Source organism: Virgibacillus salinus (assembly GCF_900102415.1).
Taxonomy (GTDB): Bacteria; Bacillota; Bacilli; order Bacillales; family Amphibacillaceae; genus Lentibacillus; species Lentibacillus subterraneus.
The window spans coordinates 566865-583037 of the sequence record NZ_FNKD01000002.1; the positions used below are offsets into that span (position 1 = coordinate 566865).

The 16173-nt window shown below is 33.5% G+C and carries 24 protein-coding genes and 1 pseudogene; 1 reads left to right on the plus strand and 24 read right to left on the minus strand.

Going from position 1 to position 16173, the window contains the following annotated elements; genetic code table 11:
• Window positions 1-78: 78 nt before the first annotated feature.
• From BLS02_RS18945 to BLS02_RS09795, 22 genes and pseudogenes are all read right to left on the minus strand, one after another.
• Window positions 79-249 carry a hypothetical protein gene (locus tag BLS02_RS18945; protein WP_175476762.1) on the minus strand — a complete coding sequence of 57 codons (171 nt, stop codon included), beginning with the start codon at window positions 247-249 and terminating at the stop codon, window positions 79-81.
• Window positions 250-426: 177 nt separating this feature from the next.
• Window positions 427-615: a hypothetical protein gene (locus tag BLS02_RS09710; protein WP_092492808.1), complete on the minus strand. Its 189-nt coding sequence runs from the start codon at window positions 613-615 to the stop codon at window positions 427-429.
• 9 nt (window positions 616-624) lie between these two features.
• Window positions 625-765, minus strand: a complete 141-nt coding sequence (locus tag BLS02_RS18950) for a hypothetical protein (protein ID WP_175476792.1) — start codon at window positions 763-765, stop codon at window positions 625-627.
• A gap of 10 nt (window positions 766-775) precedes the next feature.
• Complete coding sequence (locus tag BLS02_RS09715) at window positions 776-1357, minus strand: hypothetical protein (RefSeq protein ID WP_092492809.1); 582 nt, start codon at window positions 1355-1357, stop codon at window positions 776-778.
• A 131-nt stretch (window positions 1358-1488) separates the two neighbouring features.
• Window positions 1489-2697, minus strand: coding sequence for an MFS transporter (locus tag BLS02_RS09720; RefSeq protein WP_092492810.1), 1209 nt, complete (start codon window positions 2695-2697; stop codon window positions 1489-1491).
• A 227-nt stretch (window positions 2698-2924) separates the two neighbouring features.
• Entirely contained in the window at window positions 2925-3566 is a 642-nt protein-coding gene (locus BLS02_RS09725; protein WP_092492811.1) for an alpha/beta hydrolase, read from the minus strand.
• A 123-nt stretch (window positions 3567-3689) separates the two neighbouring features.
• Entirely contained in the window at window positions 3690-3992 is a 303-nt protein-coding gene (locus BLS02_RS09730; protein WP_092492812.1) for a hypothetical protein, read from the minus strand.
• Window positions 3993-4145: 153 nt separating this feature from the next.
• Window positions 4146-4670, minus strand: coding sequence for a hypothetical protein (locus BLS02_RS09735; protein ID WP_092492813.1), 525 nt, complete (start codon window positions 4668-4670; stop codon window positions 4146-4148).
• 197 nt (window positions 4671-4867) lie between these two features.
• Window positions 4868-5413 carry a nucleotidyltransferase family protein gene (locus BLS02_RS09740; protein WP_175476793.1) on the minus strand — a complete coding sequence of 182 codons (546 nt, stop codon included), beginning with the start codon at window positions 5411-5413 and terminating at the stop codon, window positions 4868-4870.
• Between the two features lie 125 nt (window positions 5414-5538).
• A complete protein-coding gene (locus BLS02_RS18765) occupies window positions 5539-5691 on the minus strand; it encodes an ester cyclase (protein WP_139180784.1) in 153 nt (50 codons plus the stop codon).
• Window positions 5688-5924 carry a nuclear transport factor 2 family protein gene (locus tag BLS02_RS09745; protein ID WP_092492815.1) on the minus strand — a complete coding sequence of 79 codons (237 nt, stop codon included), beginning with the start codon at window positions 5922-5924 and terminating at the stop codon, window positions 5688-5690. The genes BLS02_RS18765 and BLS02_RS09745 overlap by 4 nt, the downstream gene beginning before the upstream one ends.
• A gap of 137 nt (window positions 5925-6061) precedes the next feature.
• Entirely contained in the window at window positions 6062-6592 is a 531-nt protein-coding gene (locus tag BLS02_RS09750; RefSeq protein ID WP_092492816.1) for a GNAT family N-acetyltransferase, read from the minus strand.
• Between the two features lie 161 nt (window positions 6593-6753).
• A pseudogene (locus BLS02_RS09755) lies at window positions 6754-7272 on the minus strand (Nif3-like dinuclear metal center hexameric protein); the annotation flags it as partial.
• 358 nt (window positions 7273-7630) lie between these two features.
• Complete coding sequence (locus BLS02_RS09760; RefSeq protein WP_139180785.1) at window positions 7631-7927, minus strand: hypothetical protein; 297 nt, start codon at window positions 7925-7927, stop codon at window positions 7631-7633.
• 506 nt (window positions 7928-8433) lie between these two features.
• The gene (locus BLS02_RS09770; protein ID WP_092492818.1) at window positions 8434-8949 is read right to left on the minus strand and encodes a phosphoribosylanthranilate isomerase; all 516 of its coding nucleotides are present in this window, start codon (window positions 8947-8949) and stop codon (window positions 8434-8436) included.
• A gap of 513 nt (window positions 8950-9462) precedes the next feature.
• Window positions 9463-9717: an LAGLIDADG family homing endonuclease gene (locus BLS02_RS19400; protein ID WP_368073008.1), complete on the minus strand. Its 255-nt coding sequence runs from the start codon at window positions 9715-9717 to the stop codon at window positions 9463-9465.
• A gap of 18 nt (window positions 9718-9735) precedes the next feature.
• Complete coding sequence (locus BLS02_RS19405) at window positions 9736-9894, minus strand: LAGLIDADG family homing endonuclease (RefSeq protein ID WP_368073009.1); 159 nt, start codon at window positions 9892-9894, stop codon at window positions 9736-9738.
• Window positions 9891-10079 (minus strand): hypothetical protein, encoded by a 189-nt coding sequence (locus tag BLS02_RS19410; RefSeq protein ID WP_368073010.1) that lies wholly within the window; start codon window positions 10077-10079, stop codon window positions 9891-9893. The genes BLS02_RS19405 and BLS02_RS19410 overlap by 4 nt, the downstream gene beginning before the upstream one ends.
• 135 nt (window positions 10080-10214) lie before the next feature.
• Window positions 10215-11462: a glutamate-5-semialdehyde dehydrogenase gene (locus BLS02_RS09780; RefSeq protein WP_092492819.1), complete on the minus strand. Its 1248-nt coding sequence runs from the start codon at window positions 11460-11462 to the stop codon at window positions 10215-10217.
• A complete protein-coding gene (gene proB, locus BLS02_RS09785; protein ID WP_092492820.1) occupies window positions 11459-12583 on the minus strand; it encodes a glutamate 5-kinase in 1125 nt (374 codons plus the stop codon). The genes BLS02_RS09780 and proB overlap by 4 nt, the downstream gene beginning before the upstream one ends.
• A gap of 269 nt (window positions 12584-12852) precedes the next feature.
• A complete protein-coding gene (locus BLS02_RS09790) occupies window positions 12853-13065 on the minus strand; it encodes a hypothetical protein (protein ID WP_092492821.1) in 213 nt (70 codons plus the stop codon).
• 508 nt (window positions 13066-13573) lie between these two features.
• Entirely contained in the window at window positions 13574-14218 is a 645-nt protein-coding gene (locus tag BLS02_RS09795) for a DUF3889 domain-containing protein (protein ID WP_092492822.1), read from the minus strand.
• Window positions 14219-14360: 142 nt separating this feature from the next.
• On the opposite strand from BLS02_RS09795, the gene BLS02_RS18955 reads away from it, so the two are divergent.
• Window positions 14361-14516 (plus strand): hypothetical protein, encoded by a 156-nt coding sequence (locus BLS02_RS18955; RefSeq protein ID WP_175559472.1) that lies wholly within the window; start codon window positions 14361-14363, stop codon window positions 14514-14516.
• A gap of 27 nt (window positions 14517-14543) precedes the next feature.
• On the opposite strand, the gene BLS02_RS09800 is transcribed toward BLS02_RS18955, so the two are convergent.
• Entirely contained in the window at window positions 14544-15209 is a 666-nt protein-coding gene (locus BLS02_RS09800; RefSeq protein ID WP_302846740.1) for a DNA alkylation repair protein, read from the minus strand.
• Window positions 15210-15234: 25 nt separating this feature from the next.
• Window positions 15235-16158 carry a cysteine synthase A gene (gene cysK / locus BLS02_RS09805; RefSeq protein ID WP_092492823.1) on the minus strand — a complete coding sequence of 308 codons (924 nt, stop codon included), beginning with the start codon at window positions 16156-16158 and terminating at the stop codon, window positions 15235-15237.
• Between the last annotated feature and the right edge of the window lie 15 nt (window positions 16159-16173).

Genomic DNA, 16173 nt, shown 5'->3' on the forward strand with positions numbered 1-16173 from the left:
AGGCGTTACTTAATTATATGGCCCGATTCTGGCACATATTTATTCGATTATCGCACCCGTTACCTGAATAACGACAGGTTATACTTTTCCAAATTTATCCTTTTTAAATAACCCAATAACCGTAATTAAAATACCAATAATCATAATGAAAAATTCTCCATCTCCAGGTACTATAGATGAGTTTTCTTCCAGATACAATACCACTATCATTATTGCAATTCCTAATAACATTATTTTTATAGAACGCATTTAATCCCCCCCCCCACCTTATTCAAGAAACCTGCTGCGTTAATTTAAGTACATCTGTTCACACAATTTATTTTAACATAAAATTCCAATGATTCTTCAAATACAAAAATAGGATCGCCGTAATCGACGATCCCTTGTTAAACTCTTGCACCCTATAGTTAAATAAACTTCTAGTTTTTAGTCATTATCATTGCGGGTGAATTTGTCAGCTAATTTTGCGCCGATATAAGCACCTAAACCAGCAATTAAGCCAATTATAATTTCCCTATAACTAGAATTTGGAACGAACATGCTTGCTGCAAAAGCAAATAGACCAGTAATGAGTCCTACCAAAACACCTTGTGACCAACTTCTCTTTCTTTTCATTTCTACCTCCTATGCTTTTCTTAGCCATTTTATTTCTAAATCATTAGGAACTGCCTCATCGACAACTCCTTGTTTCACTTTTGCACCCGTTACTTTAATAAGCAATTTAGAAATTACTGTTAAACTGAAAATCCAGCGTTTAGTTTTCAAAAAAAAGTCTTTACTCTTTGGGGGTCATAACGCCACTCGCATGCGTCATTACCACTTTTTGAAATTGAATAATTTCAGTCGAATCTGGGGGGCTGTATTGTCCGCTTTCGTCAGATTTGAAATTGTAAATATATAGCCCATATTCCCCGTATCCTCCTTTATCCACTGTCATTTCCTCCACGATTTCTTCTTTTGAATAGGGAACGACTGTCACCTGCTCTGTATCATAGGCGGGCAGTTTTTCATGGTTATCAAAAAGAGTACCAATCGTAACCAGTTCTTTTTCATAATCCCCTTTAATCTTAATGGATACTTTTTGTTCCATTTTCAAATCATTAAACGAATCGACTTCACCTTTTACTACTGTATCTTCCTCTGCCTGCACTAGAAACGCTTCAATGTTTTTTTCGTTTTCGTCAAAATCCGCTGTTTCTCTTTGTTTTTCTGTCAATGTATCCCCTACATAGACTACTACCGTATTATTGTCATGGTTTACCCCGTGTATTTTTCCTTCAACAGACACAGTCTGATTGTCTACGCACCCTGTTAACAGCAAACCTATAACCATAATAATCCCAAGATTAAATCTCATAAGAACCCCCTTATTTCTTATTGAAGTATTGCACCCGTTACTTTAAGTATATTATTTCGCAATCTATATTTTCAGGTATTTAAATTAAGCGTCTTTTAGTGGAACAAGTCCATAAACTTTCATAGAGTTTTTTATTTTGAACTTAGAGAAGCGTTTCTAGATGAAGGATTTATAAAATAGGTAACAGATACAAATAAAAAGCAAATTCCTAGCATTATGAAAACTATTGATTGGGAGAATTTTGTACCAATTAATCCTCCAAGTATCGAGCCTAATGGCATCAATGAAGTGGCTATGCTTGTGATTACTGCCATTATTCTTGCTAAAAAATTCGTAGGTACAATAGTTTGGATAGCTGTCATCATAAGTACTCCTGTTGCTCCTATAGGAATCCAGGAAGCACCAAAAAGTAAAATACTAATTAGATTATTAGGAGTAGATACTGAACTTATCCAAAAAATAAAAGTCAGTAAATAGGAAGCAATCATTAATTTTCCAATTGGAAATCTTCCTAGAAAGGAACTTGTTAATGCCCCCACTAAATTACCACCAAATAAAGCAGTCAAGAATAACCCATATACCTCTGGTCCTCCTCGCCAGTCAGCATAAGCAGGTAAATTTGCCATCATTGCTCCAATAACAAAATTGACCACTACTATCCCTAAAATAAATGGCGATAATGGAAATCCTAAAACATATCGAAACCCGTCTTTAAGTTCTCGAAAATAAACTCTATCTTTAGGATGATTTATTTCTCTTTTTATATTTTCATTTGATACATTTAATCCCAAAAATAATAAACAACCAATAATGAAAGTAAGAGTGTCAACATAAAAGAGAATATTAACTCCTACCAGAGCAATTAATACACCTGCTAATGCATTAAAAGATAAATCAGCTCCTTGATAAGCAAAGGCTAATATGGAATTTCCTTTCAAAAGGTCATTTTGTGGTAGTATTTCGGGAATAATTGCAAATTCTGCTGGTTCTGAAATCTGATTTGTCACTGATATAATAAATATTAGAAGTAAAAATATATAAATAGTTAATAAATCATATGTAATCATAATGGAGACAATTAAAAGTAGTATTGCTTGAACGCCTTGTGTAAGGGTTAATATTTTTTTCTTATCCCAACGTTCAATAAGTGGACCTACAAGAAATTGAAAGGACTGAGGAAGTAAGATTAAAAATCCTGCTAAGCCAGTATAAAAAGATGATTGACCTAGCTCAAACACAAACCACATTGCAGCCACAAAATAGATGCTATCTCCTATATTTGTAATAAGTCTTCCAAAAATCAAAAGTAGAAAATTTCTATTTTTAAATAAATTAATCAATTACTCATCCCCATTTTGTGTAAATGATTGAAGATATCTCTTAGATATTTAAAGTTCCTTCAGTATATATTATAACATTCTATTGGGACTTTTCTTGACAATCTACCTATTGAAGGTTATTGAAACATCCTTCTGCTATAGTTGAACAGAAATGCCTTTTCCTTATTCAAGTAAAGCACCCGTTAGCTTAAGTACAGCTCTTCACAAGTAATTAAGTAAAAGGTAATTTAAAATTTTTCTATATCGGCTACTATACCTTTTAAAACATCTATTGAATTAGTTATGTCTTCGTCGTATTCGAGACTATGATTAACCCCAGGAATTAATTTAGAAATAATATTTTTGTTTGTTCTTATTTTATTAAACCTTTCCTCTGTATAGAAACGGTCTTTATCACCAATAAAGCACAAACCTTTATTTTTACTATCTACCATAGATGTGAAAACTTCATCTAAATCTAATATAGGTGTTAACCAAATAGTTTTAGCATCTCTGAAACAATTTCTTTTCAATTCAGAACTCATTGCAATTGTCCCTATTGATTTACCAACAATATAAAAATTCGTATACGAGTTAGTGTTTAGTACCTTATCTATGACTAATTTTGAATCACTTTTAACCGCTTCATATAATTCATTGCGAGTGAAATTGTTGTAAAACCCATCATTATAAGGATAATTAACTTCTAAGATATCTTTATATTTATTAAAAAATATACCAGTAGAATAGTGAAAAACTGGACTGTTAACCGTATAACCTGCACCTGGAAGTAATATCACTAAATCCTGTGAGTTTTCACTTTTGCCGTATAAAGTATAAGGTATTTTCTTTCCCTTGTACCCTTCGATACTTTCATTAATGTATTTCATTTTTATTCCTCCCCTAAAAAACCATATGTCCTTATTAAACTTTTCTCCTTCTATAGTTGAACAAGAAGTGCAATTCCTTATTCAAGGAAAGCACCCATTTGTTTAAGAACAAGTTGTGATTTTTTATTTAAATAACTCATTAAAGTAAATGGAAATAAGTGACCAATTAGGCAGATATAACAAAAATGGAACAAGTAAATAAAAAATTGTGTTTATGTCAAATCTAAATTTTTTCGGTAAAAATAGTAATACTATGGCAAAGAACAACGGGAAAATAATAAAAGAAACTGGTTGGCTATTCATTAAAAGAGTTATTGGTTTTGTGTCCATTAAAACCATCACAAAAAGGTAACAGTATTCTAAAAACAAAAACAATCCTATTGACCACCAAAACCATTTGGGTTGTCCCCACTTTTCTTCCTCCATAAGGTATTCCTCCTCATTAAAATATTCGGATTAAGAAGGTATATTTATTTCTAACCCATATTAAATTATCCTGCGTCTTTACTTCAATAAGTAATAGGAGCTGCCAAATCTACAACTCCTTGTTCAGCTAAAGCACCCGTTAATGAAATTACTTTAATTACTCAAGGAACCCAAAAAGTCACCTATGCGAATTAACATATCTTCAATTTTATGTTCTTTATTTAAATTCGCTTGACCAGTAACCGTTTCAACTTCTGATGATTCGCTGCCTTCTTTTTGGTACTGTAATTCTAAGGTGAAATCATAAATTATCTCTTCAGATTCTGTTTTCTCGTATTCGATATTTTTCACTTTAAAGTTGTAATCATATTTCATTGCTTCAATCAGTATTCCAGAACCATTATTGTTATTTACAAATTCCCTATAGGATGTTTCATTTGCAAAATAATCTTCAAAATGGGCTTTATCATATTGCAGTAAATCTTCGATGCTAGATTCTTCACTATTAAATATTTCCTTTAATTCATCATCTGGACCCGTAAGAGCATTCTGTAATACAGTTTCAATTGTCTGTATGTTTTCATCTTGTGCTTTCATTTCTGTGTTTTCAGTGCATCCAACCATAAATAATAGAAGTGAAGTTAAAAAAGCGATTGCTAATAATTTATAATTTTTCAAATAAATCTCCCCCTTTATAAGTAATACGACCATTTATTCAAAAGGCATTATATTCAAATCTTGTTCTTCAACTCTTCTGCACCGTTAATTTAAGTACATCTGTTCACATTTTATTTTAACATAAAATTCCAATGATTCTTCAAATACAAAATTAGGATCGCCGTAAACGACGATCCCTTGTTAAACTCTTGCGCCTGTTAGCTTAATAAACTTATTACCCTTTCTTTCACTTCCAGTGGTAAAGATTGTTTCAGTGCTTCTTCTAACATTTGTGGATGTTTTATTCCATTAGTTTTGAAATAGTTCTCAATAAGAATCGCTTTTTCTTGTTTGTTTGGAATTAACCAGTATAAGATATACCAATCTTCAAGCGAATATAAAGGAATATCCACCCCATTAATTTTTTTATGGGCAACAATGGATCCCTGTTGAATTGATAATTTATAAACCCCTTCATTATGTTGTATAGCAAATCCAGCCATTATATCGATATCAATATCTTCAATACTATATTTAGAGAAATACGTTGTACGAAAAGGGTTAGAACGTATTACTTCTTTCGGTTTCCCAATAGACGTCATCATTTTATTCAATTTGGTAGCATTCATTTCATCCACTAAAATATCTATATCATTTGGTTTATCAATTAAGTTGTAAAAATTAAGTAGAAGTGAACCACCTACTCCCCAAATAATATTCTTGTTAGTTATTCTGTCTCCGATAAGAGATAATGTCTTTAGCATATTAATTCCCCTAACATTATGGATACTTTCTAATACCAGACTACTACAGGAAAGATGTAAAATGGCTATTCAACTATTCTGCTTCTATAGTTGAATAAGAAAATTTGGCAACCCCTTGTCCATGTTTATTTTTTTAATTGGTTCATGACATCAAGGTCACTCATTTCACACCACATTTCCTTAATTAATCCACTCTCAAATCTTATTATCATTATACCTGTTTCTTTCACACGTTGGTCAGAGGACGGAATGTCTTCCCATCCCCCTTTGTAAGTCATATCACAGCTACCTTATCTTCTAATTCTAAATAATCTTCAATGCTCCAAACGTCATCAGTGAAAACCGTTCTGAACCAATTCATAAAATCATTAATAAACTCATCATGTCCGTTAAAATCATGATTTGGTACATGACTAACAAAGTTAGGTGCAGTAATCTCTTTTAAAGTATTGATATCACCTTTAGTGAAAATTTCATTAAACCATCTCTGAACAAGTCGTTTCTTGTTCATTTATTCTTCACCCGCTTCATTATTTTTTACATTATTCATTTACTTCTTAAATTAAACTGCTAGTTAGGACTATAAAAAAGGAGCTTTCCTACAAAATCCTTGTTCAACTATTGCACCCGTTAGTTGAAGAACGTTATCTATTTACCTTTAAGTAATGAATACACGTATGTATCATAAGCCTCTCCATTTTGATACATATAATCCCTTAGAACGCCTTCTTTTAGAAAACCCAATTTTGTTAGTAACTTATTAGAAGCTTCATTATCTATAAAGACAACTGCACCTATCCTAGTTAGACCAAATTCACCAAATCCGTATTCAATTACTTTAGATATGGCTTCAAAGGTATACCCCTTTCTCCATTGCTTAGAATGTACCTCATAACCTATCTCTGCTCGTTTATGTTTAGGAGACCAAGCATTAAATCCAATAGTGCCAATAATTCCTTGAGTTCCTTTTATTTCAATTCCCCAACGTATTCCTCTTTTCTCCTTGTAACTCTTTGCAAAAAAATCAACAAATGCTTCTGCTTGTTCTATATTTTTTAAAGTTTCTTGCCCATAATGCCGCGTTACATTTCCATTTGAAAAACAAGCAAATATACCCTCTGCATCATCCTTTGATATTTCTCTTAGTACCAATCTTTCTGTCTCTAATGGTGGAACCATTATTCTCTCTCCTTCTCAATCCTTTATATGCAACACATCTTCTTCAATAATTCTGCCAGTTAATACAATAAGAACAAGGAGCTTCCCTACAAACACCTTATTCAACTCTTGCACCCGTTTGTTTAAGTACAATACTTCACAAAGTCGGGAAAACATAAAAATCATATATGATTGAACTCAAAGTGGTCTTCCTTTAACTTAACAAGTTTAATGTCTTCATCTAAATGCTGGAGTTTATTGGCTAGACTTTCTACGCCGAATATTTCTGTAAAAGTGTGACTGCCGACTAAAAGGTTAATTCCTACAAATTGAGCATATTGTATAGTGTATAAGGTTGCTTCTCCTGTTATATAGGTATCACAATCTTCTTCAACTGCCATTTTTATATGGTTTGAAGAATGCCCTGCACCTGTTAACACTCCAACCCTCTTTACTTTCTTATCATTATTCCTCCAGGCTCTAACTGGCTCCTCTAACTCATCTCTCATTTTTAGAGCAAGAAGATTAAAATCAATAGGCTCGTTAAACTCTCCTATTCCAGGAACATCACCATTATCATAAACCGAATATTTAATAATGTTATCTAAACCGACAACATTCATAAGAGATGTGCAAGTGCCAAATTCGCTAAAGTCTAAAGGACCGTGTATCCAGAAATGACTAATATTATGCTCTTGTAATTTCTTTAAGCATTCCTATCTTAATCCATAAATAAAATCCCAGGCATCGTGATGAGTAACCATCAAATCAACATTGTTCTTCGCAGCTTTTTCAATTGTTTCGATTGATAAATTTGTTGAATATCACTGCTCTAAGTTCATTATTTTCCCCCTAAGTTAATTTTTCTTAAACTATCCTGCGGCATTAGTTCAATATCTATATATTTAATGTTAACATAATACCCTTATTAGTAATCGGAAATTTCTGAACTAAAAAGCAAAGGAAAAGACCGACTTTAACGTCAGTCTGCTTATTTAACTATTGAACCCGATAGTTGAAGTAGGATTCTTCACAATATCTGGTTTAGTAGGATAAATATTATTTCTTCAAACCATCCAACAAAATATATCCCAAAATAATACCAGATATTGTAGTAATAGTTGGACCACCAATAAAAATAATCTCAGGTATTTTTACTTTACCTTGAGCAAAAGGTGAATACGGTAATATTGACATAACAACTATATATAGTGTTGGAAGTCCAATTACAGCATATTTTACCCAATCAAATATCCATTCCTTCTTCTCTTTAACTTCTATGATAAATTTAGGGAACCTTAACAACATACCAACAACAACTGGGAATACCGCTACAAACGTAGTTACCTGTATCATATTTAATTCTTCCCTACCAACTTGCACCAAATGAAAACGATATTTCATTCCAAAATATAGAAACAAGCCAATAAAAATGCTCCAAGCTATATAATAAGAAAATCTCTTAATAAACATCCCCTCCTTAATTACTATTAAATAATACCGCTCTTTAGAGAAACTGGTTGTTATAGATAAGCACCCGTTAATGAAATAAAGAGTTAATTCTGATTTTTAATTACATCTATTAAATAGTAAATTAGAGAAACCACAAATGAGAGTAGAATTACAATTATTGTTCCAAAGGTATAAATTGCTGATTCCGCAGGGTCTCCACCATCAAATACATTTCCAAATATGAAATAGAAAATAGCACTAATTATTATAGAAAAAAACAAAAATGCTTACAAATTTCCCCATATTCAATCCCCCTTAAATAGAATTTTCTCTTGAATAATCCTGCGGCTATAGTTGAACAAGAAGTGCAATTCCTTATTTAAGAGAAGCACCCGTTAACTCAATTAGATTTAGTAAGATTTTCGGCTACCAAATATCATACTTTTTAAGGCATCTATTTTTCTAATATCTTTATTATTATTGTTATCTGCCCTGTAACTATCATTGGATGAAGATTCGTAAACACTTAAATATTGCTCGAGATTTAGTAAATAATACTTTAACTCTCCCATTTTATGGACTTCCAAATCCTCTAATTGTACTCCTGCGAAACTCGGTAAAGTATCAATAATACCAAACTCCACTGATAATCCCTCTTTAGAGAACTCATGTTCATGCAAATTAATCAAACTATATTCCATTGAATTCATAATGTTCACTATATCATTCCAGTTGTGTATATTTAATTCGGGCGGTACTTCCCAACCTCTTTTATCACCAGGTACATGAATATCTAAGTCTTGTGCGTCCCAACTCTTTCCTGTGACGACTTCTAAACCAACCGACCCCATTAACAATGGAATAATTTCAATATCATTTAGTTTCTTTGCGATTTTAATAAACTCATTAAACTTGTGATTATCCATTTGTACCACCATCTTTTTTCTTAATTTTATCATAATGCTTTGTTCAACTAACCTGCTACGTTAGTTTAAGTACATTTCTTCACAATCTATTTATATTTAAACATAAATATCCAATTGTTCCTGAACTGATTTTTGATTGTATAGGCCAATACATAACCCGACGCTGGATTTATTAAAGATAAATTCCGGTTAAACTTTGAGGTCGATCAGACTTATAATATATATATGATGAATCGATTGTTGAAAAGAAACCTTAAACAAATAGGTCAAGTAGCGTATTTTATTTTCAGAAATGGACAAAATTACTACTAATTATAGTTCATTGGTAATATGAACGTAATGAACGAGGTCACATCTGATAAATTAAAGGTCCGATACAATAATTCCACCTTCAACCGAATAACTTGGAATTACAACGAATTGAATATATATTATGTTAACTCGATAATCTTTAAAAAAATAAGATGATTCACATCTTAATGTTTGTTACTGTTCCCTTTTAGTTCTTTTTGTTTAAGCAAGCCTTTGCCTTATCGCATTTTTATGTACCTTAATCCCTCGATAATAAGTATCGTGCATTGTAAAATTAGTTTCAAAACCTAAATTGTTAATTTCGTTTCTTAGTGAAACCATAAATACCTCTGATCCTCCAACAAAACTAATAAAATACCTATGATAATTTATATATCCATCTCCATCAAAATAACCTCTAATAAAATGACTCATATATTCCTTTGGGACTTTAAGAAAATGAACACCTGTCTTCATATTTTTATAAATAGGCTGTTAAGATCCAATTTCCTTCCTTATATCCTCTAGAATATACTTTTCCTTTTGTGCAAAACTAATAGACTGCATATCACGGGCAACTGTGCCGTCCGCATCGAAAAAACCCAATATATAGGCCATATTATTAGACCACGTTTTAAAATAATCTTCATTCATGGAATACTTTCGCTTCCAAATGAACGCATTTCTACATTATGCTTATGCAGTACCATTCTTACATACCTGGAAGATACATTAGCGCATTTTCCAATTTCAGTTGTACTTTTACCTTTTACATATAACTTAATTACTTCCTGGCCAGTTAGTGTCCTTTTTCGTAACTTCTTAGTCCTCTCACCCATTAATTACTTTCCCCTATGTATAATTACAAGAACATGTGTTCTGTTTAATTGTATACCGGAGATAGAATAAACACAAATTTCACCCATTAAAAATTGGCTTATTGTGAAAATTTATGAGTATAGCCTTAGTTGCTCTTATGCTTTTATTTGACCTGATCCCCGAACAATATATTTCGTTGATGTAAGGGCGGGTAATCCCATTGGACCACGGGCATGTAATTTCTGCGTACTAATACCAATCTCTGCACCAAAACCGAACTCAAAACCATCGGTAAACCGTGTAGAAGCGTTATGATAGAGTGCAGCTGCATCTATTTTGTTAAAAAAAGCTTCCACACTATCTTTGTTTTCTGTAATTATTGCTTCCGAATGTTTTGACCCAAAGGTTTGAATATGTCCAATCGCCTCATCCAAACTACCCACAACACGTAGTGCAACTGTCAGGTTAAGGTATTCAGTTTTAAAATCTTCTTGAGTAGCAGGGAGCAAACTACTATCTAGTTGTCTAGCTTTATTATCAGCCCTAATTTCCACGTTATTTTCATTTAACGCTTGAATTAGCTTCTCAAAGTGCTGTTCAGCCCAATTTTGATGAACCAAAATTGTTTCTGCTGCATTACAAACAGATGGACGCTGTGTTTTTGCATTTACTGCAATTTCTACTGCCATATTTTTGCCAGCACTTTCATCAATAAAGACATGGCAGTTTCCTACACCAGTTTCAAGCACAGGTACTGAAGCATTATCAACCACTGTTTTAATTAAGTTTGCACCACCCCGTGGTATGAGTACATCTAAATATTCTGTGAGCTTGAACATTTTTGCTGCCGTTTCTCTACTCGTATCTTCTAACAATTGAACTGATTCAGTTGGTAACTCACTCTTCTCAAGTGCCCGGTGAATAACACTTACAATAGCCTTGTTTGAATTAATCGCTGATGAACTGCCACGTAATAAAACCGCGTTGCCAGTTTTTAAACAAAGGCTTGACGCGTCTACAGTGACATTAGGTCTTGCTTCAAAAATCATCCCGACAACGCCAAGAGGTACACGTATTTTTTCAAAGTGGAGCCCATTTGGGTTATCCCATCCCTCTAGTACCTCGCCAGTTGGATCAGATAAGGCTGCTACTTGCTGGACTCCTTCCGCCATATCATGAATTCGTTCCTTAGTCAGTTTTAGGCGATCAAGTAAATTATCATTCATACCATTATTTTTACCTGCTTCTAAATCCTTGTTATTCTCTGATAAAATAAACGCTGTCTCGTCTAACAGTTGTTTAGCTATCAGTTTTAATGCATCATTTTTTTGCTTTGTTGTGCACTGTGCAATAGTTGTTGCCAGATCACTAGCTTTTCGCCCTTTATCATTAAGTTCATTCATTTTATCCCACTCTCCTTTGTCACTGATACCCAATTGTTCCGGTGAATAACTTCTGGTCTGTTTTGCATCGTTATTACTTTAGCTTCTTTGCTGGAAAGGCCCTTTATCTGAAAAAGCTCATCAACTGTATAGTTTGTTTGCCCCTTACCGATAAGCTCTCCTTTTTCATTTAATACTTCAACAACATCACCTGATTTAAATGATCCTTCTAATGTTTTTACACCTGCCGGCAGTAAGCTTTTACCATGATGAATGATTGCAGACTCAGCACCTGAATCGATACCAATTTGTCCGGCAATGTTTGAATGGATACCTATCCACTGTTTTTTATTTTTTAATAATGTATTTGGAATATATCCTACATATGTTCCGTCGCCTTCACCAGAGATAATATCAAGTAGTTTGTTGATTCCCTCGCCTTTTCCAATAAAAACCTTAACTCCTACTAATAGTGCTGTTTTTGCAGCTTCCAATTTGGAACGCATCCCACCTGTTCCTACTTTTGAACCAGTATTACCAGCAATAGCAAGAAGATCATCTGTAATTTTTGCTAGAAAGTTATACTTTTTTGCTCTTGGATTCTGACGTGGATCCCCATCATAAAGACCATTTATATCAGTTAAAATAATTAGTAAATCTGCATGTATAAGACCACTGACTAAAGCGGATAGTACATCATTATCTCCAAATGTTAATTCATCGACAATAACTGAATCGTTTTCATTAATAATCGGCAGTATGCCACGTTTTAAAAGTTCAGAAAGTGTCGAATAAGCATTATTGTATTGTTCTTGTTGTGAGAAATCATGACGTGTCAATAATAGTTGTGCGGATACGATATCTTCCTTTTGAAATTGTTCAAAATAGCTTTGCATAAGGAGTCCCTGTCCGACAGCTGCCGCAGCTTGTTTGCCTTGTATTGTTACTGGCCTTGTTTGATATCCCAATACAGTAAAACCTGCTGCAACAGCTCCTGAAGTTATGAGTATTACTTCATTGCCTTCTCGCTTCAGTTTAGATAGTGCTGCAACGTGCTCCGCAATTTTCTCTTTCGAAAGACCACCGTGCGAATTAGTTAATGAACTGCTTCCGATTTTGACGACAATACGCTCTTTTGCCAAATAGATCCCCCCTTCTTATATTGTTAAAACAGTGAGAAAATTAAGTGTTTTATTTTGGGTATTAAAAAACCTCCCATCCTTCAAAGGACGGAAGAAATTTTTCCGATCGATCTGTGTTTGATCTAACCATAAATTAAACGGTATATACTATTTTCAACTAAATGCTTCGTCTTTTATTATCTTTTCATTGAAAATATTATAAGTTTATAAGTGAAATCCGTCAAGGTATAGCTTGACTAATTTTAAGCACATTAGATATATGCCTTTATCTATTCATCATCTGTTGTAATCCACGTTTTCCCATCTATATTATGTTGCACGGCCTCCTCAAGAGGCGAAAGCAGACTATCTTCCTTCTGATTTTCATTCTGCCCTGGATACTGTTCAAATCCACTTTCTATTACATCATTTAATATGGCTGGACTGTCTGTCTCCTCTTCTACATTTTTAATTTGTTTCTCAAACTTATTTCGCTTTTTCATTTTATGCCTCCATCCGTAAAGTATATTAATTCTTATTATCCCTATTTTTAATTTTTTTATTAGTTACTATAAGAATTCGTATTAATTTTCTCCATGCTTTTTAAGCACTCTAAAATTAGGAGATGATTTAATGACAGATAAAAGAAATACAATTAATGGTGATGAGGCAAAAGAAGGTTTCATATCTGACCCTGGTGAAAAAATATATTGGTATTAGAACAAATAAAAACAACCAATTCGCTAATCCTTTTGATGCGACTTCTTTAAGAAGAAACATAAACAGGAGAAATTAAACAAAACGTTATAATAGTACTGAGAGGGTGCTTGGACCTTGTGGTATCAAGCATTTAATTTTAGCCGTGCCGTTAAGAATTTATATTTCTTTCTTACTGCATAAGTGCAACTGAGTATTGGTGATAAGCCAAGCTTTCTAATGTATAAAAAAATGGCCACAATAAAGCGAACAGAATTCATACTGTTCGCTAAGCAGATATTACGAATAAAATTTTCATACTTCACTAATATCAAAAGAAACAATTCTATCTGTATTCGGATTATAAACAACATTTCCCCGAACTTTAATTCTTTCCTGTTGTGATTGCAAAGTATATTCATATGTTTCTTGCGTTTGTGTAGGAGATACTTGAGTTTCTCGTATGAAGTTGTATTCTCTTATATTGTAGTCAGGATATGCTAATTGAGTAAGTTCCAGTAAATATTTCCCCCATTTCTGCTGCTCTAATTCTGGGTTAGCAATAATTTCAACATCAATAACTCCTTGTGCTGTGTTTGCTCCTAGTGCTTCAAAAGCTCTTCGATGAAGGTTAATTTTGTTTTGCGGATAACCAGAAACCTCATCCACCACAGTTAACAAAAGTTCCCTCCCTGTTTGTGGGTTTCTTACTTTTATTGTTTGACGACATTCATATGGGGAATTTTTACCAACCGCTGCTGTCATATAACGATTTTGAGACCAAGGAATACCACATTTAGTTTCCTGACCTCCCTCTGTCCAGGTTGCCTGACCTCTAATTGGCTGTTGACGGTTGTAATAATCATAATAGTATCGATTATATGGACCACGTGGCTGCATATAATAGGGGTTATTTACATACTGGTATCCATTTATATTGTAAGGATCATTAAAAAACATACTTTTCCTCCTATCTTAAGTAGAACATTCTAGATAATATATGCACCGTATAATTGGCCTGTTACAGGAGCCTTGTTTAAAATGATTGTTCTTAGACAAGTTTATTTGAAAGTATAATAAGTTAGTTGGAAAGGAGTATGCCATGAGACATCTTGATTGGCAGATGATGCTATTTATTGGTTCATCTCTTTTGCATGATTATTGGGTTTACTGGGGGCTTCCAAGAGTTTACTGCTGGAATATTAAACGAAGGCAACTACAATCAGCAAGTAATATGAATAAAACGAAAAAAAGCTAGCTTAAGCACCAGCTTTTTTACTAATAATTATGTAGTTTGCTTTAAATATTTGCTTCCTTCTCGAACACTTAGTTTTGCCAGCCTATTTTCAGAAATAAATTGCTTTACTGACTTGGGATTTGTCTTAGAATATTCTCTCAAGGCCCATCCAATTGCTTTTTGAATAAAAAATTCCTTGCTATCCTTATTTTGTTTAATGTACCGATACAATAATTTATCATCTGTTTCGCTTTTGTACTTTAATTGAAAAAGAATTGCTGTTCGTCGAAGCCATAAATTATCCCCATATGCCCATCCTTCAATAGTCTCAGAAATAACATCAGGGTTGTTTCTGGCAATCTCTCCTACAGGTTTCTGAGCAAGCATATCTACCGTATCCCACCATGACTTTGTTGTAATTAAATGTTCGATAAAGTAGATATCATCTTTTTCAAGTTTTTTTAACGATCTGTCAATATAGTCAAGAGCGGCATTCTGAAATTCCCGCTCTTCCTTCTTCCATAACATTAATACAAATTCTTTTTGAAATGGCTCTTTTAAAATTCCGCTTTCATTGTAAAACTTTTTCATAATAGCTCTCCTCTCGGGTGTTTTAATACCGAGAAAAGGGAATTTATCTTTCATATATCGCTTCATTGGTATAGCCTGTTCTAGATCCTGGTTCTCCTCAAATAACCTTATTAGATATTCCAAAACGTATACTCCTTCTAAAATCGGACTATTTATTTTCAAACAGATTCATACTAAGATACCGTTCCCCAGTATCAGGTGCCATGCATAAAACTTTTTTCCCTTTACCAAGACGTTTTGCTACTTCAATTGCAGAATAGACTGCAGCTGCTCCAGACAATCCAATAAATATCCCTTCCGTTTGGGGTAGTTTTTTAAACATATCAACTGCATCTTTATCATCAATCAGCATTATATTATCATAAATAGACGTATTTAAGATATCTGGGATAAAACCAGGGCTTGTTCCAACTAATTTGTGTTTACCAGGCTTTCCACCTGATAAAACTGGCGATCCCTTTGGTTCTGCGACGGTAATTTCAAGGTTAGGGATTTTATCCTTCAACACTTCTCCAGTACCCGTTACAGTGCCACCAGTTCCAGCCGTAGCAACAAACGCATCCAATTCCCCATCCATCTGTTCAAAAATTTCTAATGCAGTGGTCGAGCGATGTATATCTGGATTATCGCTGTTTTCAAACTGCTGTGGTATAAAACTTCCCGGAATTTCCTGCTGCAGTTCTTTCGCTTTTTCAATCGCACCTGGCATTTTATCTTTACTTGGTGTCAGCACAACTTTCGCACCAAACGCTTTTAAAATATTTCTTCGTTCCTGAGTACTATTGTCAGGCATTACTAAAATTGCTTGATAACCTTTCGCTGCTGCATTCATCGCTAATCCTATTCCTGTATTACCGCTAGTTGGTTCGATGATTGTATCTCCGGGTTTAATTATTCCTTTATCTTCCGCAGCCTTTATCATATTATAAGCCGCACGATCCTTTACACTTTTGCTGGGATTTTGTGATTCCAGCTTTATAAAAATATCTGCTGCTTCTTCTGGTACAATATTGTTTAAACGAACTACAGGTGTTTCTCCAATTAATTCTGTTATGTTTTGCGCTACCCTCATAAGTTAAGACAACCT